Here is a 20,197-nt window from a genome sequence, read left to right as displayed (position 1 = left end):
CTTTGAGCGTTCCGTCACCGAACGATGCCATCCGCCGTGCCCTCACGACCGAGCCTGGTTCGTCGCATCCACCCATCGGTGGTGCGCGAGGTGCTGGAGGCGCACGCCCGTTATCTGAAGGGGGTGCCCAACGGGCGTCGCGCAGGGCTGCAATACGTCAATCTCAGCCATTACGAGCTGGACGGCGCCGACCTGCGCGAGGCCGATCTCACCGGGGCGCTGCTGCACGGCGCGTCGCTGCGCGACGCGCGGCTGAGCGGCGCGACGCTGTACGGAACCGATCTGCGGGATACCGATCTGCGCGGCGCCGACCTTTCGCGCTGCGACATGCGCGGCGCCTGCCTGCGCGGGGCCAACCTCGGCGGGGCCAACCTCTCCAACTGCGATCTGCGCGAAGGCGTCACGGCCGTGCGGGACGAGGAGAAGGGGCTGCGAATTCTCGACCATGCCCAGCGGCCGGGCGAGCTGGACTATGCTCTGCTGCAGGGGGCCAATCTCAATGGCGCTCAGATGTCTGGCGCGTTCGCGCGTCAGGCCGACTTCAGGGATGCGGATCTCTCGAATGTCTCCCTGGAGGGCGCGAAGCTCAACAACGCCGTGATGGACGGGGCCAACCTGTCCGGCGCCAATCTGCACAACGCGGACCTGTCCAAGGCCTCGCTGCGCCGGGCTGTCCTGGTGGGCGTCGATGTCAGCGGGGCTAATCTGACCGCCGCCGACCTTAGCGACGTCCTGCGCGCGCCGCCGCCGATCATCTATATCGACGACCTGCCCTTGGGCGAGGTTCTGGAAGCGCACGAACTGTTCTGCAAGTCCGAAGGCCGCGAGGGCAAGATCGCCAATGTTTCCGAGGTTGACTTCCGTCCCCTGCGCCGCCTGAAGAATCGGCGTCTCAGCGGCCTGTCGGCTCCAAACGCGGTATTCTTCGGCATGGACCTGGAGGGCGTGCAATTGCAGGGCGCCAATCTGTCTGGCGCGGACCTGCGTGGGGCCAAGCTTCGCGGCGCTGACCTTCGCGGCGCGCGGCTGGTCGGGGCGCAGCTGTGCCGGGCGGACCTGTCGGACGCCAAGCTGGGTCCGCTGAAGATCGACGAGGATCGCGTGATCCGGAGCGATCTGACCCGTGCGGTTCTTCGGGGAGCGAACCTGCGCGGCGCCAGCTTGCCCCGCGCCAGGCTGATCGAGGCGGACCTGTCCGGGGCGAAACTCGACGGGGCCGACCTGGGCGGCGCCGAAATGCCGGCGGGTTTCCGCCCTTAGGGGTACAACTTCCGAGGTTTCTGGCATCCATCGGCGCGCTTGCGCCGTATAGTGTGATGACGCCGCGCCAGGAGCCCGAAACCGCATGATCGCCCTCCGCAAGCTCGCCAATCACAGCCTGATCGGTCTGGGGGTCTGCGCCGCAGCGACCTCTGCGGTCGCTCAAGGCCGAGCGCCGGACCGCGCCGTGATCGGGATCGCCGCCGTCTACACGCCCGGCTATCAAGGCGGTGACGACTATCGCCTGATGCCCTTTCCGGTGATCGACGTGACCTATGGCCGCTTCTTCGCGAGCGGCCGTAAGGGCCTAGGCTATACCGTGATCGACGGACCGGTGGCGAAGGTCAGCGCGGGCGCGACCTATGTGCCCGGCTACCGACGACGCGACGCGCCGGTCGGTATCGGGCGCCTGGACGGCGGCGCGGGACTGCGCGTGGCGGCTGACATGCGGCTGGGCGGCGTCCTGGCTTCGGTGGGCGGCACCAAGGTGGTGTCGGGCGACGTCGACGGGGCCCTGTTGGACGCCAGTCTCGCCTATCCGATCCGGGTTTCGGACCGCCTGAGCGTCACGCCCAGCGTGTCGGCCACCCGGGCCGACGCCCAGTATAACCGCGCCTATTTCGGGATCAGCGCCGCCCAGGCTGCCGCCTCGAAGCTGCCGACCTATCGTCCGGGCGGCGGTGTCAAGGATGTCTCGATGTCGCTCGGCGCCAACTACCGGCTTACCGACAAGGTCAGCCTGGGCGCGACGGCCAGCCTGAGCCGATTGACGGGTGACGCGCGCAAGAGCCCGATCGTCGTCGATCCCACCCAACCCTCGGGCGTGCTGTCGGTTTCCTATCGGTTCTAGCCGGTCGGACGAAGGGCGGCGGCGCCCGCCCACCGCTGATCGCGGCATAATCTTGCGCGAGCTCTTGCGGTGCGCGTCAACCTTGGTGTTGATGCCGGGTAACCGTGGGAGTTTTATGATGTCGCGTCTGTCCTGGATCGCCGCCGCCGGCGCCTTGGCCCTGGCGGGTTTGGGGGGCGCGGCTCACGCCGCCGCGCCGCAGTTCAAGCCGTCCGCGTGTATGGGTGACTACAAGGACGCCGCGCGGCAAACGCGTTGCGGGACTCTGATCGTCGACGAGACGCGCGGTGATCCCAAGAGCCGTCGCATCAAGGTCGCGGTGGCGATCGTCAAGGCCAGCGCGCCCAAGCCCGGTCAGCCGCCGGTCGTCTACCTGCATGGCGGTCCTGGCGGTTCGGCGCTCGACGGGTTGCCGCAGATGCTCAAGAGCAAGGCCGCCCTGGAGTATGTCGCGGTCGATCAGGACTGGATCTTCATCGACCAGCGCGGCGGCGGCCAGTCGGATCCCAACCTCAACTGTCCAGGTGCGAACCTAACCGACGCAGGCCCGCCGACCGAGAAGGACGCCCAGGCCATCATCGCCTGTCTGAAGGCCTTCCAGGCCAAGGGCGTGAACCTGTCGCGCTACAACGCCGTCGAGGTCGCCAAGGACGTTCAGGACCTGCGCCAGGTGCTGAAGCTGCCGCTGATCGACCTCTTTGGCGGCTCGTATGGCACCCGCATCGAGGCGGCGATCCAGGCCCATGCGCCGCAGGGCGTGCGCGCGGTGGTGCAGGACTCGCCTTGGCCGCCCGAGGCTGACTGGACCGTTGGCGGCCCGGCCATGGTCTCAAGCTCGATCGATATCGTGATGGCCAAGTGCGCCAAGGTCGCCGAGTGCGCCAAACGCTATCCCGACCTCAAGGCCAAGCTGGCGGTCGTCGCCGAGCGTTGGCTGGCCGGGCCCCAGACGATCAACGGCAAGACCTACACGGCCGATGATCTTGGCGGCTATCTGATGGACGCCAGCTACTTCACCGCCAGCGTCCTGCCGCGCGACCTCTGGAAGATCATCGAGGGTGACGTGTCGCCCGTGGCCGAGTTCGTCGAGAGCCGCGACTACTACAGCGAGGGCCAGTTCATGACCCACCTGTGCAAGGAAGAAATCCCGTTCGAGGCCCGCGCTGCGGTGGCGGACGGGACCGAAAAGGACCCCGTGGCCCGCCTGATGGTCGCCTCGATGCAGCGTATTCATGACGTCTGCGCCGCCATCGATGTCGGCCCGATTTCCAAGCTCGAGCAGCAGCCGGTCAAGACCGCGATCCCGACCCTGTTCCTGGCCGCCGAGATCGACCCCGGCTGCCCGCCGGAACTGACCAAGGCCGCCGCCAAGGGATACGAGGGCTCGCAGGTGGTCATCGTCACCAACGCCACCCACGGCGTCAGCCGCCATCCCTGCGCGCGCAAGATGATCCGCAGCTTCTTCCTGGATCCGACCCAGCCGGTGGACCGCAGCTGCCTGCCGGCAGCGGATACGCCGATGGTGTTCAACTACGCCGGCTGACCTTCTGGAAGGCCCTCTCCGGCCGGGGAAGGGCTTTCCATCGCCGCCCTACATCTTCTTCTTCAGCGGCAGCAGGTCCGGATACACCGCATCCCGCTTCTGCGCCTTCGCCGCGAAGGCCTCGGCCATGTGCGGACCCGAGAACATGCCCGTCTGCCAGGTGGCGATGTAGTCGAGGCCGTCGGCGATGGTGTGGTCGCGGGCGTAGTTGATCATCACCTTGCTGCCGGCCACGGCCAGCGGCGACTTCTCGGCGATCTCGCGGGCGGTGGCCAGGGCGTGGGCGACGACCTCCTCATGGGTGTCGAACACTTCGTTGACGAGGCCGATGTCGCGGGCCCGCTGTCCTGGCAGGCGGCGGCCCGTGTAGGCCAGCTCCCGCACCCAACCCTCGGGGATCAGCTTGCACAGACGCGGGAAGGTGCCGACATCGGCGGTCATGCCGATGTTGATCTCCTGGATCGAGAAGAAGGCGTCGGTGGTCGCGTAGCGGATGTCGCAGGCGCTGATGAAGTCGACCGCGCCGCCGATGCAGCCGCCCTGGATAGCGACGATCACCGGCATCCTCGCCTTGTCGAGGCAGCTGAAGGTGTCCTGCAGGTGATGGACGAAGCGGCGGAAGCTCTCGGCGGCCACCCACCGGTCTGCGTCCTGACGGGCGGTGACGCCCTCGTCGTCTGTGAACACCGACAGGTCCATGCCGGCGCTGAAGTGCTTGCCGGTCGAGGAGATTACGATGCAGCGCGCCCGGGCGTTGTCGTCGATGTCTTTCACAATCGCGGGAAGCTCGTTCCAGAACGCCCGGGTCATGGTGTTCATGGCTTCCGGGCGTTTCAACTGGATGTGCGCAACGCCAGCCTCGATCTCGACCTTGAAACAGCTATAGTTCGTCTGATCCTGGTTGCTCATGCTGGCCTCCCTTATGTTGTCCGCGACTATCGGACGGGGGGAGGGCGGCGACAACACTGACCCTACGGAAAAGGGAAACGACATGACGACGCGCAAGACCCCCGCTACGGCCCTGGCCCTCGCCGCCGTCCTGGGCGCTGGCCTGACGGCCGCACCGGCCCCCGTGCTGGCCCAGCAGTCCAAGCCGCTCGGCGGGATCTTCGGATGCGAAGGCTCGGGCAAGAAGCAGGAAGGCGGCGCCCTGATCGGCGCGGCGGCCGGTGCGCTGCTGGGCAGCAAGGTCGCCAAGAACGAAAAGACCCTGGGCGCGCTCGTTGGCGCGGCCGCCGGCGCCGCAGCTGGCGCCTATATCGGTTGCCGGATGCAGTCGACCGACGCGGCCCTCGCCGAACAGGCCACCAAGAAGGCGCTGGAGACGGGCGTCTCCCAAACCTGGAGCAACAGCCGCACAGGCAATTCGGGCCGCATCAGCGTGGTCTCGTCCAGCTATGGCCCGCCGATCGACGGCCGCAACATCCGCTACGCCCAGGGCGTGCAGAGCCTGCCCAGCCTGGCGGCGACCGCCGGCGCCTATACGGCCGCTTCGACCGTGAACCTGCGCGCGGGGCCTTCCACCAAGACCGCCGTGGTCGGCAAGCTGGCGGCCGGCGAGACGTTCGACGCCATCGGCCAGGCGCCGACGGGCGGTTGGGTGCTTGTGGGCCGCAGCGGTTTTGGCGTCGGCTACGCGGCCGCCTCGCTGGTGCGTCCCAGCGGCCAGCTGGCGGCCAGCTGCCGGATCATCGACGCGGCGGTCTCGGGCGGCGGCCAGGCGACCTCGACCCAGCGCTACAGCGCCTGCCGCGACAATCGCGGCGAATGGCAGCTGACCCAGGCCTAGAGGTCCACCACCTCGCACTTCAGCCGTTCGCGAATGCGGTCGGCGACGATGCGGCGATGGCAGCAATTGGGATCGTCCTCGTAGCAAAGGAGGGCGATCCTTTTTGTTTTGGCCAGCGCCGTCGCCTGAGCCAAGGCCAGCACCGCGGCGGGTTCCTCCAGTTGCGCCTCGAAGATCTGGCGCATCTCGTCGATCCGCCCAGTCCGGGCGGCGTCGCGCCCCGGCTTGGGCGTGCCCAGGTCTCGCAGGTGGAGATAGTCGACGCCCTGGTCTTTCAGGCCGCCGGCCAGCAGCGTCTTCGAGAACCCGGCCTTGCGCGAGCTGGCGACGGCGCGGACATCGATCACCAGTTCGACGTCGGCGGCTTTCAGTCGGTCGATCATCCCGCTCTGCGTGTCGGTCTCGTAGCCGATGGTGGCCAGCGGATTCATCTTGGGCTCCATGGACGCGGGGGTTGGAGACGCCTACCTTACGCCCGATCAGTTTCAGGGAGCCACGCCATGGACGCGGCCGTTTTTCGCGAACCTCGCCGACGTGTCGTGGCCGTGCCCGGCGGCGAGATCGCCGCCCTGGAGTTTGGTCCCGAGGATCGGGCGATCGATATCGTCTTCGTCCACGCCAACGGTTTCAACGCCCAGACCTACCGGACGCTCCTGTCGCCGCTGGCGGCGGGCCTGCGGATTCTTGCGATCGACCAGCGGGGACACGGCGCGACCACCCTGCCGGCTGATCCGAAGGGGCGTCGGTCTTGGCGGGATTTGCGCGACGACCTCGTCGGCCTGCTGGAGGTGTTGGATGGGCCGCCGGTCGTGTTGGCCGGCCACTCGATGGGGGGCACGGTCAGCCTGCTGGCCGCCGCCGAGCGACCCGAGCGGGTCAAGGGCTTGCTGCTGCTGGACCCGGTGATCATGCCGTGGCTGGCCAACCTCTACGCCAAGGCGCCCTGGACCTCCGGCCGGGGCTTCATGCAGCTGCCGATCGCCCAGGCGGCGTTGAAGCGGCGGGCCGTGTTCGATAATCGCGAGGCGGTTTTCGCAGGCTACAAGGGGCGCGGCGCCTTCAAGACGTGGCCCGAGACGATGCTCGCCGAATATGTCGCCGGCGGCGTGGTCGATGCGCCGGACGGCAAGGTGCGCTTGGCTTGCGCGCCAGCCTGGGAGGCGTCGAACTACGCGGCGCAGGCGCATGATCCCTGGCGCGCGATTCGACGCGTCTCTGCGCCGGTGAAGATCCTGAAGGCCCAGAAGCACTCGACATGCCGCGTGGGCGACGGCTTCGCGCGCCGGGGGCGGAACGTCCGTATCGAGATGGTCGAGGGCACGAGCCACTTCCTGCCCATGGAGCGGCCCGATCTGGTGCGCGACGCGCTATTCGAGATGGCGACGGCTTAGAGAGCCAGCCCCTTCACCTCATGGGCGGCCAGGGCCACCCGCGCCGCGTCGGTGACCGGCACCACCTTGCGCGCGTCGAGGTCGAAGGTGATGGCCACCGCCTCGGAGGTTCCCCACGGCTCGCCGGTGGCGGGGTCCAGCATCCAGTGGACCACGCGCATCGTCCGGGCGTCGGTCCCGAGCAGGCCCGAGCGGATCTCGATGCGATCGCCGGCGCGCGGCCAGGCCAGGTGCACGATCCGGTACTCCAGCACCGCGCCGCCCATCCGCTGCGGCTTGTGCTCGGCGTGCTCGACCACGACGTCGCGGAAGGGATGGATGAACGTGCCGATGCCGTCGGAGACCCGGCCGATGAACTGCTCGGTGCGCATTCGTCCGAACACGTCGCAATCCGACGGCAGGAGACCTCCAAGCCCGATCCGCGACAAGCCCAAGGCGTCGGCGCGGGCGAGATTGGCGGTCGGCGTGAAGGGCGACAGGTCGAGACTGCGGGCCTGGGCGCGTTCCGGAACCGCGACCTTCAGGGCCTCCGCTCGTTCGCGGGCGACCTTCGGCCAGGGAAACGGTTGACCGTCACGCGGCGTGGCATGAACGACGGTGGTCTGGAACGTGGCCGCCAGTTCGCCGGAGGCCGGGTGGATCAGCAGTTGCAGGATCCGCGCCTCGCACGCGCTCATCTCGATCACGCCGCCCAGCATGTAGAGCGGCGCGCCGGCGTGCGCCTCGCGCAGGAAGCGGATGTGCTGTTCCTTCACCAGCAGCGTCGCATTGGCGTGGGGCGAGAAGGCGTGGGGCAGGCCCAGTTCGGCGGCCATGCCAATCAGCCCTTCCTGGGCGCGCACGACGTAGTGGCGCACGTTCATGTGCCCCATCTCGTCGCAGTCCCAGGTGTTGACGCCGCCGCGCCAGATCTCGACGCCAGGGAGGGACTGCGCGGTCATGAGCTGTCTCGAACGCGGTTGAACGGTTGTTCGAACCTAGCGGGCTTTGCTCAGCTTCGGCAATCCGCGCACAGCCCGTGGGCCTCGATCGTCACCCCCGTCAGCGCATAGCCCGCCGCCTCGCCCGCGGCGATGATCTCGGCGCTGGCCTTGGGCTCGATCTCGCGGGTCGCGCCGCAGCAGTCGCAGATCAGAAACGCAGCGACGTGGCCGTCGGCTTCCTTGCGGCAGGCGACATAGGCGTTGAGGCTCTCGATCCGGTGGGCGAAGCCCTGCTTTTCCAGAAAGTCGAGGGCGCGATAGACGGTCGGCGGCTTGGCCGGCGGGCCCTCGCCGCCGAAGGTCGAGATCAGGTCGTAGGCCTTTACCGGTTGGCCTGCCTGCAACAGCAGTTCCAACACCCGACGGCGAGGGGCGGTCAGGCGTTGATCGGCGGCCGTGCAGCGCGCCTCGGCCGCGTCCAGCTCGGCCGCAAGGGCCGCGCCGGCGACGCCGTGGTTGTGGTGGTCGTGTCCGCAGGAAGGGGCGTTGGCCATGGTCAAGAGGTAGAGGTCGGGTGGGCTCTACGCAAGCTACAGCAGAGGTTTCGAAAGGGCCGCCGCCTCGGCCTCACAGCGCTTGGGGGCCACAGCAGGACCGGCGGCGCGTGCTGCATCGAGCTCGGCGCGGGCGGCGGCGAGGTCCGCCTTGAAGGCGTCGGACGACTTCAGCGCCGCCAACAGGTTCTCGGCGTTCATCCGCCCGGCCTCGACCGAGCTCATGTTGTGCACGCCACAGACCACGCGGCTTTCGCCATAGGCCTTGGCGCGGGCCAGGATCGCCTCGCGGCGGTCGGGCGCCAGTTCGGCCAGGACCAGACCCACGCTCCAGCCCCAGGTCGCGTGGCCCGACGGGTAGTCCGGCGACAGCGCCAGCCCCAGGCTGCGCTTGATGCAGATCGGACCTTCCTCGCGGAAATAGGGGCGGGGGCGGCGATACTTCAGCTTTGGCCCGGCCACCGCTGAGCGGACGTCGCGGCTCATGCGCAACAGGGTGGCGGCCAGCTTGGGGTTGCGCTCGAACGACGGGGTGACGCCCAGAGCGCAAGCGTAGCCATCAAGCACCTTCTCCTCGACATTGTCCTCCTGGGCCAAAGACCAGCGCGGGGTGTCCTTCAGGGCGCGGGTGGCGCGGAAGATCTCGCGGTCCCGCAGCGCGGCTTCGGACCCCTTGGGCGGCGGCGGCGGCAGGTGGTCGCGCGCGTCGAAGACGCCCTTGGCCAGGTAACGGTTGCTGGGCGCGTCGCCGCTCAACGTGGCGCAGCCGCTCAGCATCAGGGCGGTGGCGGTGACAAGCCAGACAGCACGCATGAAAAAGGGTCCCCGAAATCGCTTTCGGAGACCCTGCATTTTCAAGTCCGGCCGATCAAGCCTGCCGGACCATCAGCCTTACTTGCCGAACAGCTTGTTCCAGCGCGGCTTTTCGCGGCCTTCCCAGGCCTTGCGCCAGTAGGCGTCCGAGGCGATCAGTGGCACCACCGTGGTGGCTTCGGCGAACACCATCTGCTCGTAGGTGGTCGAGACCTTGCCCCACGAGGCGGCTTCCTTCAGCGTCGACGACGAGCAGGCGCCGTCGCGCACGTCGGCCACCGTGATCTGGATGGCGTACTTGTGCATGTCGGCCTCGACGCCGAGGATCTCTGCGCAGACGACGGTGTCCTGTGCGAAGTTCTTCGGGACGCCGCCGCCGACCATGAACAGGCCCGTGGTGCCGGCCGCGATCTTGATGTCGGTCAGTTCGCGGAAGTCGGCGATCGCGTCGATCATCAGGTAGGGCTTGCCTTCGGCGGCGCGCTCCTTCTGGTGCTTGACCAGACCAAAGCCGGCCGAGCTGTCGACGAAGGCCGGGCAGAAGATCGGCACGCCTTCTTCATAGGCGGTCTGGATCAGCGAGCCTTCCTTCTTGGCGTTGCCTTCCGCCAGCCACTTGCCCATTTCCCAGATGAATTCGCGCGAGGAGTAGCCGCGCGGCTCCAGGCGGTTGGCGATCTCGAGGATCGTGTGGTCGCAGGCCTGCAGCTCTTCTTCGTCGATATAGGTGTCGTAGATGCGGTCGATGTAGTTGTCGCGCAGGACGTTGTCGTCGACCGGGCCGGCGGCCTGATAGTGCTTGAAGCCGAGGGCTTCGAAGAAGTCCATGTCGACGATGCTGGCGCCGGTGGCGACCACGGCGTCGATCATGCCGTTCTTCACCATGTCGCGGTAGACGTGCATGCAGCCGCCGGCCGAGGTCGAGCCGGCCAGGATCAGCCAGGTCGAGCAGCCCTTGTCGGCCAGCGCCATGTTGAAGATGTCGGCCGCGCGGGCGGTGTCGCGCGAGCTGAACGACATCTTGCGCATCGAGTCGATGATCGGGCGGGCGTCGTAGCTGGTGATGTCGACGTGCTCGACGGTCTTCTGGAGGAGTTCGGCTTTTTGGTTGTTCGGAACGGGAGCGTTCATCGCTTCGGTTTCCCTGACTTTGGACGCCCGTCGTTGAAACAAAGAGCCTTCGCCGGGACGGAGCGACCGACGGGGCTGAAAAACGAACCGCACCCGACGTCTGATAACGTCGGGCGCGGGGCGCGGTTTAACTCAGAAACGATCTACTGGCGAACCGTGTCGGATCAGCGACGACGCTTGCGCTTGCCGGCCGCGCCCTTGGGACGCGAGAAGCGGACGATCTTGCGCTCTTCCGTCTCCTGACGGACGACCGGGATAGAACGCTTGGCCAGGCCGTACATCGAGGCCATCGGCGCATCCTGCACCTCGACGGTGTCGGTTTCGCCGAAGCCGTTGAAGCGGGTGTTCATGGCCACGCCGTAGGCGCCGAGCATGCCGATCTCGATGTAGTCGCCTTCGTCGACGCTTTCCGGCAGGTAGAAGGGGCCAGGCATGTGGTCGACGCTGTCGCAGGTCGGGCCGTAGAAGCGGAACGGCTTGAGGCCTTCTTCCACCACTTCGCCGCTCTTGCGGTACAGCTTGACCGGGAACGGCCACTTCATGTGCGCGGCGTCGAACAGCGAGCCGTAGGACCCGTCGTTCAGATAGAGCGCGTCGCCCTTCTTCAGCTCGACCTTGACCAGCAGCGACGAAGCCTCGGCCACCAGCGCGCGGCCGGGCTCGCACCAGAGTTCGGTGGTCTCATGGACCATCATCTCGGCGAAGCCGCGGTCGATGGCCGCCAGGTACTCCGACAGATCCGGCGGGACCATGCCCGGATAGATCGACGGGAAGCCGCCGCCGACGTCTACGACATCGGCCAGCACCCCGGCGCGCACCAAGGCGCGGCTCGCCTGAGCCATCGCCGCCTGGAAGGCGGTCGGACGCATGCACTGGCTGCCCACGTGGAAGCTGACGCCCATCAGGTCCTGGGTCGCGCGGCGCGCGGCCAGCAGCAGGGCCGGGGCGTTGTGCATCTCGACCCCGAACTTGCCAGACAGGCTGTAGGCTGCGCCCTCGGCCTGCACGCCCATGCGGACGATCAGGTTGAGGTCCTTGGCCTGGCCCGTGGCGTCCAGGATCTTGGCCAGCTCTTCGTGGGTGTCGAACGAGAAGGTCTTCACCCCGTGGTCGAAATAGGCGGCGGAGATCGCCGCCCGGCTCTTGACCGGGTGCATGAAGGCCATGCGCGAGCCCGGCGCCTCTTGGGCCACCAGCTCGACTTCGTTCAGCGATGCGACGTCGAACGACCGCACGCCGGACTTGGCCAGCTCGCGGATCACCCACGGCGAAGGATTGGCCTTCACCGCGTAAAAGACATCGCCTTTAAATTCTGCCTGGAACCAGCGCGCCGCTACCGCCACCGCGTCCGGTCGCACCATGGCGACAGGACGTTCCGGCGACCGCTCGCGGACCAGGTCCAGGGGCGTATGGTACGTGTGCAATTCACGTAACCCCCTGTTGGAAGTTAAACCCAGGCCGGCGTTAGCAGCGCTTGTAGGACTTCGGGTCCGCCGGAGCCGTGCGAGATAGGGGCATTGATCCGGGATGTAAAGACCCTTTTGCGGCCCCGTTTCGAGGCGAATTGATCCAGAGCGGTCCAGCGGCCCGCCACCTGCGAGATTTCGTCGCGCCGGAGCGCTCCAGGCCCGGAAACGCTGGGGCTTTCACCGCCGTCAGAGCCCCGCTTCCGGCCGTACAAAACGGGCGAAGCCGTCACAAATTCGTTGCGTCCTGACCGCAAACCGGAGAACGCATTTCCCAACCCGTGAAACCACGTTAAGGATTCGCCCCGACCATGACGTCGGACCCTGTTCTCTCGATCCGCGCCGCCTCGAAGACCTTCGGGTCTCGCCGCGCGCTGGACGCCGTCTCGCTCGATGTGAATCGGGGCGAGATGATCGCGCTCATTGGCCCTTCCGGGTCGGGCAAATCCACGCTTCTGCGCTCGATCGATGGTCTGCAGACCATCGACGAGGACGAAGGAACCATCACCGCGTTCGCCGGTCCGGTGCAGGCGCGTGGGAAGGTCTCGGACCAGGTGCGCAAGGCCCGCGTTCGCATCGGCTTCGTGGCCCAGCAATTCAATCTGGTCGGCCGCCTGTCGCTGTTCAGCAACGTGGCCCTGGGCTCCCTGGGGCGGATTTCTTTCCTTCGCGGCCTCTTTGGCTGGTGGCCGCAGGAGACGCGCGAGGCGGCCATGGCCGCTTTGCATCGCGTGGGGGTTTCCGACTACGCCGGCCAGCGCGCCAACACCCTTTCCGGCGGTCAGCAGCAGCGCGGCGCCATCGCCCGCGCGCTGGTTCAGCGCGCCAAGATCATCCTGGCCGACGAACCGGTCGCCTCGCTGGATCCGGTTTCGGCGCGCAAGGTCATGGAGATTCTTCGTGACCTGAATCAAAGCGACGGGCTGACCGTCGTCGTCACACTGCACCAGGTGGACTACGCCCTGCGCTACTGCGACCGGGTCGTGGCCCTGAAGGCCGGTCAGAAGGTCTATGACGGCCCGGCCTCCGGCCTGAAGCGTGAAAAACTCATCGATATCTACGGCCCGGAATTCGAGGACGTGTTCTGGGAAGGAGCTCCCCAATGATCAGCCGTCGTTCGGCTCTCGTCATCGCCGCCCGTTGTTCGCTTGTGGGGTTCTCGGCCCTGGCGCTCGCGTCTTGCTCGGGCAAGTCCGAAGCGCCCACGGCCAAGAACGAGGTGACCTTCTCCATCCTGTCGACCGAGTCGGCCCAGAACATGGAGAGCTACTGGACGCCGATCCTGAAGGACATGGAGAAGCAGACCGGCCTCAAGGTGAAGCCGTTCTTCTCATCCAACTATTCGTCGCTGATCGTGGCTATGGGCGCCAAGCAGACGGATCTGGGCTGGTTCTCCAACCAGTCGGGCCTGGAGGCGGTGCGTCGCTCCAACGGCGAGGTGTTCGCCCGGACGTTCGATCCTTCGGGCACCGACGGCTACAAGTCGGTGATCATCGTGCCGGCCGACAGCAAGATCCAGACGGTTCAGGACCTGCTGAAGTGCGACAAGACCCTGGACTTCGGCATTGGCGACAAGAAATCGACCTCGGGCACGCTGGCGCCGATGACGTATGTGTTCATCCCGGCCAACAAGAAGCCCGAAGAGTGCTTCAAGACCGTGATCAGCGCCAACCACCAGGCCAACCTGTTCGCGGTGGCCAATGGCAAGCTGGACGCCTCGACGAACAACTCCACCGCCATCAACCTTTCGAGGGCGCGCGGCGAAGGCGTGACCGACAAGATCCGCGTGATCTGGGAGTCGCCGACCCTGCCGGAAGATCCGATCGTCTGGCGCAAGGACCTCGACCCGGTCGTGAAGGAAAAGCTGCGTCAGTTCTTCCTGACCTACGCCCAAGGCGACACGCCCGAGGCCGAGCAGCAGCGCGGCTATCTGAAGAGGCTGTCGATCGGCGGCTTCAAGCCGGCCGATGACACCCATCTGCTGGTGGTGCGCGAGATGGAGGCCACGGAACAGCTGGGCATCGCTCGCGAGTCGGGCGATCAGGCCAAGATCGCCGCCGCCCAGAAGGTCCTCGACGGCGTGAAGGCCGAGCGCGTCGCCGCCGAAGGCAAGGCGGGCGTCGTCGCTCAGCCGGCCAACTGAGGTCCTTGATGAGCCAAGCCGCCAAGATTGAAGGGGCGATTCCGCCACCCCCCAAGCGGTCGACCTCGGCCCTGGCCTTCGACACCCTGCTGTGGGGCGGGGTGATCCTGTTGCTGATCATCAGCTTCAAGCCGGCCGAGATCGATAAGTTCCCGCAGCTGTTCACCGACACCGAGAAGACGCAAGGCTTCGCCAAGCTGTTCTTCAAGCCGTTCACCGATCCGGCGCTGTTCATGTCGATGGATTGGAGTCTGTTCATCGGCAAGATGTGGCAGACGATCCAGATGGCGCTGTGGGGTACGGCCCTGGCGATCATCGTGGCCATTCCGCTGGGCCTCCTGGGCGCGCGCAACATCGCGCCCGTCTGGGTGCAGCAGCCGGTCCGCCGCGTTCTGGACCTGATCCGCTCGATCCCCGACCTGGTCGTGGCGCTGATCTTCATCACCGCCGTCGGCCTTGGTCCGTTCGCGGGCGTGATGTCGATCATGTTCAACACCGGCGGCGTTCTGGCCAAGCTGTTCGCCGAGGCGGTCGAGTCGATCGACAAGGGCCCCGTCGAAGGCGTCCGCGCCACCGGGGCGGCCAAGCTGCAGGAGATCGTTTGGGGCGTGATCCCGCAGGTGGCTCCGCTGTGGACCAGCTATGCGCTCTACCGCTTCGAGTCGTCGAGCCGCGCCGCCACGGTGCTGGGCATCATCGGCGCCGGGGGCATCGGCCAGATCCTGTACGACTCGATCAACGCGTTCCAGTTCGACCAGACCGGCTGCATCGTGCTGGTCATCGTGGTGGCCGTGTCGATGATCGACCTGCTGTCGCAGATCATCCGCACGCGTCTGCTTTAGAGCGCGGCGAAAGCCGGCAAGTCTTCGCATGGCGACGCATTCACGCCGCGGCTCTATGGGCCGCGGCGTTTTTGTTTGTATAGTGGCGCGCCGGACCTCCCCATGCGCCGGTCGCGGTCGCCGTCCGGCGACGCGCCCCTGACCCTGAAGGGCCATGATTCTCGTCGCGCTCGTCGTCGTCCTTTTCCTCGTTCTGCTGAACGGGGTCTTTTCCATGTCCGAACTGGCCGTCGTTTCGGCGCGCAAGGCCCGCCTTCAGGGCTTCGCCGAACGGGGCGATCGGGGGGCGAAGCTGGCCCTGGAGATGTCCGAGCATCCGACGCGGTTCCTGTCGGCCGTGCAGGTGGGCATCACCCTGATCGGCATCTTCGCCGGCGCCTACGGTCAGGCCACCATCGCCGCCGCCCTGGACACCTGGCTGGAAGCGAGCGTCCCGGCCCTGGCCAAGTATTCCGAAGCCATCGCCACGACCACCGTCGTCATCGGCCTGACCTATGTCTCGGTGATCCTGGGCGAACTGGTGCCCAAGCGCTTGGCCCTGATCTTCCCCGACGCCATCGCCCGCCGCATGGCGCCGTTCCTGGCCATCGTGGCGACGGTGCTGCGCCCCTTCGTCACCTTGCTGACGGTCTCGACCGCCGCCGTCCTGCGCCTGATGGGCGTACGCGACGAGCGCAACACCAGCGTCACGTCCGAAGAAGTCGAGGCGGTCCTGGCCGAGGGCGCGGACGCCGGCCTGATCGAGCCTGAGGAGCGCTCGATGATCCAGGAGGTGTTGCGCCTGGGCGATCGTCCCGTCCGGGTGGCCATGACCCCGCGCCGCGACCTCTTCTGGGTGTCGCTGGCCGACGACACTGAGACCGTGCTGACCGAGATCCGCGCCAGCGCTCACTCGCGTATCGTGGTCGCCACCGAGGGCGACCTCGACGGCGATGTTGGGGTGCTGCTCAAGAAGGACCTGCTGGACGCCTGCCTGTCGGGCGAGCCGCTGGACCTGAAGGCCCACGTCCAGCAGCCGCTGGCGATCCCCGAGACCATGTCGCTGCTCAAGGCGCTGCAGCTGTTCAAATCGACCAGCCTGCACATGGCGCTTGTGGTCGACGAGTTCGGCTCGCTTCAGGGCGCCATCACCCCGCTGGACCTGCTGGAAATGATCGCCGGCGACTTCCCGGAAGATCACGACGACGACGAAAAGCGCATCATCCGCCGCGAGGACGGCGGCTGGCTGATCGACGCGCGCCTCGACATCCAGGAGCTCAACGACCACCTCGGCGAGAACTTCGAGGCCGAGGGTGGCTATCACACGGTGGCCGGCCTGATCCTCGACCGCCTGGGCCGCCTGCCGGTTGAAGGCGAGCACGTCGAAATCGGCGGTTTCGACCTCGAGATCGTCGACATGGACAGCTCGCGGATCGACAAGGTCATCCTCAAGCCCAGCAAGCGCAAGAAGGACGGCCAGGAGGGGTAGGGGGCGTCGCGGTTCCGGCTGAAGGCCGCACGCACGTGTCGCCGGGAAGGTCGGGTTTCCGGCGGGAGGCTGCAGGCGGCTAGCGACCCAAGTCGGACTCGTTGCATTGTGCGGTTTAGACTCCGCTCACCCCAGAATATTTAGAAGGTCGGCGTGACCTATAAGGAGGGCGAGTTGTCGTGGCGTTTCGACGTCTTTACTGAATGCGGGCGTTGCTCTCGCCGCCTGCGCCCGGATCCCACCCCACTTGCTTTGAAGTTATCGCAACTCGACATTGGCTCAAAATGGAAGCGTGCCGTAAGGGGGGAAAACAGAGAGGTCGCCGACCCCGGGAGATATCGGAGGTATCGGGGTACTTGTCGCGGTTGCGATCTTTGTGGCCACGTAGTTAGCTCGCGCCTCCGCCTGGCGGAAATACATAGATCCATTATTGTACGTTGCTGCCGTTCCGCCGTTCTTCAGGTGAGCGTCATATAACTGCTGAGCCCCCTGCATAGTCGATATTGTGTTGTGAGCAATTTCATGAAGCATAAGGAAATTTATGCCATTTTGATCATAAGCTAAGTATCCATTGAGCGTTCCGATTGTAATATATAGTTTATCTCCATAGTTTCTTCCGCCGTAACCTTCCGGCATTCCGTTGTTGTCAACGATGACGATTTTCTGAAAATTCTGAAGCGTTCGCTTGATGTCTCCGGCTGGGACGCTTACGCCTCCGCCCACATCGATTAACTGCGTGTCTGGTGTCGCGCTTAGCGCCGTTGCAAATGCTGCAAGCTTGTTGCCGAACGCAGATATGAGATTGGGTATAATCCACGGCTTCGTCGGATTTTCCGTCACTTCGCTCTGAATCGATGTCGAGTAAGGCCCGAAGAATTCCGGATACTGCTTCATGTATTCTGGAAGGTTTCCATAGATGCTGGCTTTCCAGCTGAGGAAATCGATCTCAGTACCGTAAGATATGCTTATGCTTGGCGGGAGAGTGATAATAATCGGGGCGATTATATTTTCATCCGACACAGCTTGTGCTCCCCGCCCACAAATGTAACCTGGAGTGGTTTGTTCTAGGAGTAATCTGGAGGTTGTGATGCTGTCAATGGACTCCTTGCCCGCTTACGCGGTTCGGGCGCCATCATCCGCTCAGCAAGCGTGCGCGCTCATTAAAAGTTCAGCAGACGCATTGCGGAAGTACAGAGTGATGTACGATTTGAGTAAATCTCAAGTCGACCAGTCAGACATACTCGCGCCCGATGTTAATGAGCTCAGGAACGAAACCTTCTGGAATGGAAAGGTGGGCACTCCCATGCCGAAGTTGGGCTTGGGCGCGCACCTCGGCTGGAAATGGCCTCGCTGTGATTTTGATCGCTCGAGAGAGGAGACTGGCGTTCGGCTTACCTTTTATCAGCCCCTGGTCTCTCCGGATGGGCGGCGAGCCGTGATTGTCGTAGGCGCGACCCTGGGAGCTCGAGAGCATCTCCCCGGCATAGCTAGTGAGCAACGATTTCCAACCTACGTATGCCGGCTTCGAAAAGCCTTCGGGCGCTGGACTGCCCAAAGCTGTTCTAACGCCTATGAGCGCCTCTTTTGAATCTGGCCGCCCGCCGTTGAACGTCGGAAGCTCATAGCTGACCACGATCGAGTTCGTGACCGCTTCTGATCGCATGGCGAGAGTCAGCTTTCCACCCTTTACTGACGTTGGCGATGTCCGCGTTCCAACAGCCGCTCCAAGACACGACCCAAAGAAAAAGGGCGCGGACCTTGCGATCCGCGCCCTCGTCTTGTCTACCCGATGAAGCCGGCCGCTATTGCAGCTTGGCGCCCATCTGGCTGATCGCGGCGTCGACCAGAGCGTCGCCCTTGGCGCTCGCGAGGCGGGCGGCCAGGACGGTCTCGGCGGCCTGGGCGGCGAGATCCACCGCAGCGGCCTTCACGTCGGCGGCGGCTTGCGCCTCGGCCTGAGCGATCTTGCGTTCGGCCATTTCGGCGCGGCGCTTGATTTGCTCTTCGAGCTTTTCCTTAGCTTCCTCGGCCAGACGCTTGGCGTCGGCCTTGGCGGCTTCCAGCATGGCGGCGGCCTGACGCTCGGCGTCCTCGCGTTGGGCCTTCACGTCCGCGAGCAGGGCCTGGGCCTCTTCACGCAGTTGCTCGGCTTCGTCGAGCTCGGCCTTGATCTTGGCGGCATAGCCGTCCAGAGCGCCGAACAGAGCGCCCGGCAGCACCTTCAGAACGACCAGCAGGCCGAAGAAGATCACCAGGGCGGCCAGAACCCAGAACTCCGGGTTCGAGAAGCTGAACAGGGATTCGTGTTCCATCGTTCGCTCCTTAGGCCAGAGCCGACTTCAGCTCGGCGGCCGTAGCCGCCTTGCCCGTCAGCTTCTCGACGATCGCGCCGGCCGTCTCTTCGGCCACCACGCGGACTTGGCTCATGGCCTGGTCGCGAGCGGTCTGGATCGAAGCCTCGGCCGCAGCCAGCTTCTCGGCCAGGACGGCCTCTTCCTTGGCCTGACGCTCGGCGGCTTCGGCCGAAGCCTTGGCCTTGGCGTCCGCAGCGGTCTTCTGGGCCTTGGCGCGAGCCTCGGCGACTTCCGCCGCCGCAGCGCGGGCCTGGGCCTCGGCCTCGTCCTTCATGCGACGGGCGTCGGCGATGTCGCCGGCGATCTTGGCGCCGCGCTCTTCGATCGCGCCGCTGACCCGGGGCAGCAGGCCCTTCGACAGCACCGCGTAAAGAACGGCGAAGATGATGAGCAGCCAGACGATCTGACCACCCCAGTGCTCGAACTGCAGCTGCGGAAGGCCGCCGCTTTCGTGCTTCTGGGGGGCTTCCGTCGTCTCGGTCGTGCCGTGATTTTCCGTCGCCATGGGCGAGGGCGCCTCTCAGCTAGTGCGCTTGGAGCGGACCGTGTTCCGGCCCGCTCCAGGAAGCGCGAGAAAACAAAAGCATGGAGCGCGTCGCTTCCGATGAAGCGCCGCGCTCCAGGGATCGGATTACGAGAACAGGATCAGGAAGGCGATAACCAGGGCGAAGATGCCCAGGGCTTCCGTCAGAGCCATGCCCAGGAACAGCATCGGGCGCTCTTGAGCGGCGGCGGTCGGGTTACGCAGAGCGCCTTGGAAGTAGTTGCCGAACATCACGCCCAGGCCAACGCCCGCGCCGATCATGCCGAGCATCGCCAGACCAGCGCCGATGTACTTAGCAGCAGCAGCGTCCATGATTGAGACTCCTTAGGAAGGGTATGTAGGTTGAAAGACTAAAGGTTGATCAGTGGCTGTCGAGGTGCACGACGTCGTTGATGTAGACGCAGGCAAGCACCGCGAACACGAAGGCCTGCAGGAAGGCCACCATGAACTCGAGGGCCGTCAAGGCGACGACCGAGGTCAGGGCCAGGGCCGCACCGGCCCAGCCCAGCACGCCGAGACCGCCCAGGGCGATCACGAAACCGGCGAAGATCTTCAGCACGACGTGGCCGCCGAGCATGTTGCCGAACAGACGAAGACCCAGCGTGATCGGACGGATCAGGAACGACAGGATTTCGATAGGCACGAGCAGGAAATACAGCGGCCACGGCACGCCCGACGGGGCGAACAGCTTGAAGAACTTGACGCCGTTCTTGGCGAAGCCGACGGCGACCACGGTCAGGATGACCATCAGGCCCAGCGTCAGGGTTACGGCCAGCTGCGAGGTGGCGGTGAACACCAGGAACATGCCTTGGACGTTCATGAACAGCACGAACGCGAACAGCGTGAAGATGAAGGGCAGGAACTTCTTGCCGTCGTGGCCGATGATCGACTCGGCCAGACCGTCGACCAGTCCGTAGAGCATCTCGCCCACCGCCTGCAGGCGGCCCGGAACCACGGCCTTCTTCGCCGACAGGGCGTAGAAGCCGATGATCAGCAGGGCGGCCGACATCATGGCGGCCACGGAGTTCGTGATCGACAGGTCGATGGCGCCGAGGCCAGGAACGGTCACGGTGGGCAGTTCCACGATCTTCTGGATCTGGAACTGGTGCATCGGATCGGCCATCGG

At 65.7% G+C, this 20,197-nt stretch carries 21 protein-coding genes; 9 read left to right on the top strand and 12 right to left on the bottom strand.

Annotation, left to right across the window (positions count from 1 at the left end):
- Nucleotides 1-24 precede the first annotated feature (24 nt).
- The 3 genes from CSW63_RS20820 to CSW63_RS20810 all read left to right on the top strand — a co-directional run bounded on the left by CSW63_RS20820 (nucleotide 25) and on the right by CSW63_RS20810 (nucleotide 3,653).
- On the top strand, nucleotides 25-1,260 hold the full coding sequence (locus tag CSW63_RS20820) for a pentapeptide repeat-containing protein (RefSeq protein WP_062097240.1): 1,236 nt from the start codon (nucleotides 25-27) through the stop codon (nucleotides 1,258-1,260).
- A gap of 85 nt (nucleotides 1,261-1,345) precedes the next feature.
- A complete protein-coding gene (locus CSW63_RS20815; protein ID WP_062097238.1) occupies nucleotides 1,346-2,110 on the top strand; it encodes a MipA/OmpV family protein in 765 nt (254 codons plus the stop codon).
- 115 nt (nucleotides 2,111-2,225) lie between these two features.
- Nucleotides 2,226-3,653: an alpha/beta hydrolase gene (locus tag CSW63_RS20810; RefSeq protein ID WP_099503011.1), complete on the top strand. Its 1,428-nt coding sequence runs from the start codon at nucleotides 2,226-2,228 to the stop codon at nucleotides 3,651-3,653.
- A 48-nt stretch (nucleotides 3,654-3,701) separates the two neighbouring features.
- On the opposite strand, the gene CSW63_RS20805 is transcribed toward CSW63_RS20810, so the two are convergent.
- Complete coding sequence (locus tag CSW63_RS20805) at nucleotides 3,702-4,562, bottom strand: crotonase/enoyl-CoA hydratase family protein (protein WP_062097234.1); 861 nt, start codon at nucleotides 4,560-4,562, stop codon at nucleotides 3,702-3,704.
- An 82-nt stretch (nucleotides 4,563-4,644) separates the two neighbouring features.
- Between CSW63_RS20805 and CSW63_RS20800 the strand changes: the two genes are divergently transcribed.
- Entirely contained in the window at nucleotides 4,645-5,442 is a 798-nt protein-coding gene (locus CSW63_RS20800; RefSeq protein WP_062097232.1) for an SH3 domain-containing protein, read from the top strand.
- Here CSW63_RS20800 and CSW63_RS20795 read toward each other — a convergent pair.
- Nucleotides 5,439-5,873, bottom strand: a complete 435-nt coding sequence (locus CSW63_RS20795) for a DUF488 family protein (RefSeq protein WP_062097256.1) — start codon at nucleotides 5,871-5,873, stop codon at nucleotides 5,439-5,441. The genes CSW63_RS20800 and CSW63_RS20795 overlap by 4 nt on opposite strands.
- A 69-nt stretch (nucleotides 5,874-5,942) precedes the next feature.
- On the opposite strand from CSW63_RS20795, the gene CSW63_RS20790 reads away from it, so the two are divergent.
- Nucleotides 5,943-6,833, top strand: coding sequence for an alpha/beta fold hydrolase (locus CSW63_RS20790; RefSeq protein ID WP_099503013.1), 891 nt, complete (start codon nucleotides 5,943-5,945; stop codon nucleotides 6,831-6,833).
- On the opposite strand, the gene CSW63_RS20785 is transcribed toward CSW63_RS20790, so the two are convergent.
- From CSW63_RS20785 to CSW63_RS20765, 5 genes are all read right to left on the bottom strand, one after another.
- A complete protein-coding gene (locus CSW63_RS20785) occupies nucleotides 6,830-7,774 on the bottom strand; it encodes a thioesterase family protein (RefSeq protein WP_062097228.1) in 945 nt (314 codons plus the stop codon). The genes CSW63_RS20790 and CSW63_RS20785 overlap by 4 nt on opposite strands.
- 50 nt (nucleotides 7,775-7,824) lie before the next feature.
- The gene (locus CSW63_RS20780) at nucleotides 7,825-8,310 is read right to left on the bottom strand and encodes a Fur family transcriptional regulator (RefSeq protein WP_099503015.1); all 486 of its coding nucleotides are present in this window, start codon (nucleotides 8,308-8,310) and stop codon (nucleotides 7,825-7,827) included.
- Nucleotides 8,311-8,346: 36 nt separating this feature from the next.
- Complete coding sequence (locus CSW63_RS20775; RefSeq protein ID WP_062097224.1) at nucleotides 8,347-9,123, bottom strand: phosphatase PAP2 family protein; 777 nt, start codon at nucleotides 9,121-9,123, stop codon at nucleotides 8,347-8,349.
- 78 nt (nucleotides 9,124-9,201) lie between these two features.
- A complete protein-coding gene (locus CSW63_RS20770) occupies nucleotides 9,202-10,296 on the bottom strand; it encodes a deoxyhypusine synthase (RefSeq protein ID WP_099503017.1) in 1,095 nt (364 codons plus the stop codon).
- Nucleotides 10,297-10,418: 122 nt separating this feature from the next.
- Entirely contained in the window at nucleotides 10,419-11,678 is a 1,260-nt protein-coding gene (locus tag CSW63_RS20765; RefSeq protein WP_062097220.1) for a type III PLP-dependent enzyme, read from the bottom strand.
- Nucleotides 11,679-12,031: 353 nt separating this feature from the next.
- On the opposite strand from CSW63_RS20765, the gene phnC reads away from it, so the two are divergent.
- From phnC to CSW63_RS20745, 4 genes are all read left to right on the top strand, one after another.
- Nucleotides 12,032-12,826 (top strand): phosphonate ABC transporter ATP-binding protein, encoded by a 795-nt coding sequence (gene phnC / locus CSW63_RS20760; protein WP_062097219.1) that lies wholly within the window; start codon nucleotides 12,032-12,034, stop codon nucleotides 12,824-12,826.
- The gene (phnD, locus tag CSW63_RS20755; RefSeq protein WP_062097218.1) at nucleotides 12,823-13,863 is read left to right on the top strand and encodes a phosphate/phosphite/phosphonate ABC transporter substrate-binding protein; all 1,041 of its coding nucleotides are present in this window, start codon (nucleotides 12,823-12,825) and stop codon (nucleotides 13,861-13,863) included. The genes phnC and phnD overlap by 4 nt, the downstream gene beginning before the upstream one ends.
- A gap of 5 nt (nucleotides 13,864-13,868) precedes the next feature.
- A complete protein-coding gene (gene phnE, locus CSW63_RS20750; protein ID WP_062097217.1) occupies nucleotides 13,869-14,705 on the top strand; it encodes a phosphonate ABC transporter, permease protein PhnE in 837 nt (278 codons plus the stop codon).
- A gap of 154 nt (nucleotides 14,706-14,859) precedes the next feature.
- Nucleotides 14,860-16,173 (top strand): hemolysin family protein, encoded by a 1,314-nt coding sequence (locus CSW63_RS20745; protein ID WP_062098317.1) that lies wholly within the window; start codon nucleotides 14,860-14,862, stop codon nucleotides 16,171-16,173.
- 279 nt (nucleotides 16,174-16,452) lie between these two features.
- Here CSW63_RS20745 and CSW63_RS20740 read toward each other — a convergent pair whose 3' ends face one another.
- The 5 genes from CSW63_RS20740 to CSW63_RS20720 form a co-directional block, all read right to left on the bottom strand.
- Entirely contained in the window at nucleotides 16,453-17,193 is a 741-nt protein-coding gene (locus CSW63_RS20740; protein ID WP_127847001.1) for a hypothetical protein, read from the bottom strand.
- Nucleotides 17,194-17,975: 782 nt separating this feature from the next.
- Nucleotides 17,976-18,485 (bottom strand): F0F1 ATP synthase subunit B, encoded by a 510-nt coding sequence (locus CSW63_RS20735; protein WP_062098315.1) that lies wholly within the window; start codon nucleotides 18,483-18,485, stop codon nucleotides 17,976-17,978.
- 10 nt (nucleotides 18,486-18,495) lie between these two features.
- Nucleotides 18,496-19,032, bottom strand: coding sequence for an ATP synthase F0 subunit B' (locus CSW63_RS20730; protein ID WP_062098312.1), 537 nt, complete (start codon nucleotides 19,030-19,032; stop codon nucleotides 18,496-18,498).
- A 126-nt stretch (nucleotides 19,033-19,158) separates the two neighbouring features.
- The gene (locus CSW63_RS20725) at nucleotides 19,159-19,383 is read right to left on the bottom strand and encodes a F0F1 ATP synthase subunit C (RefSeq protein WP_004615714.1); all 225 of its coding nucleotides are present in this window, start codon (nucleotides 19,381-19,383) and stop codon (nucleotides 19,159-19,161) included.
- Between the two features lie 49 nt (nucleotides 19,384-19,432).
- Nucleotides 19,433-20,194 carry a F0F1 ATP synthase subunit A gene (locus CSW63_RS20720; protein WP_062098310.1) on the bottom strand — a complete coding sequence of 254 codons (762 nt, stop codon included), beginning with the start codon at nucleotides 20,192-20,194 and terminating at the stop codon, nucleotides 19,433-19,435.
- Nucleotides 20,195-20,197: the final 3 nt, after the last annotated feature.

It is taken from the genome of Caulobacter sp. FWC26 (assembly GCF_002742645.2).
Classification (GTDB): Bacteria; Pseudomonadota; Alphaproteobacteria; order Caulobacterales; family Caulobacteraceae; genus Caulobacter.
This window is presented reverse-complemented; position numbering and strand designations above follow the sequence as displayed.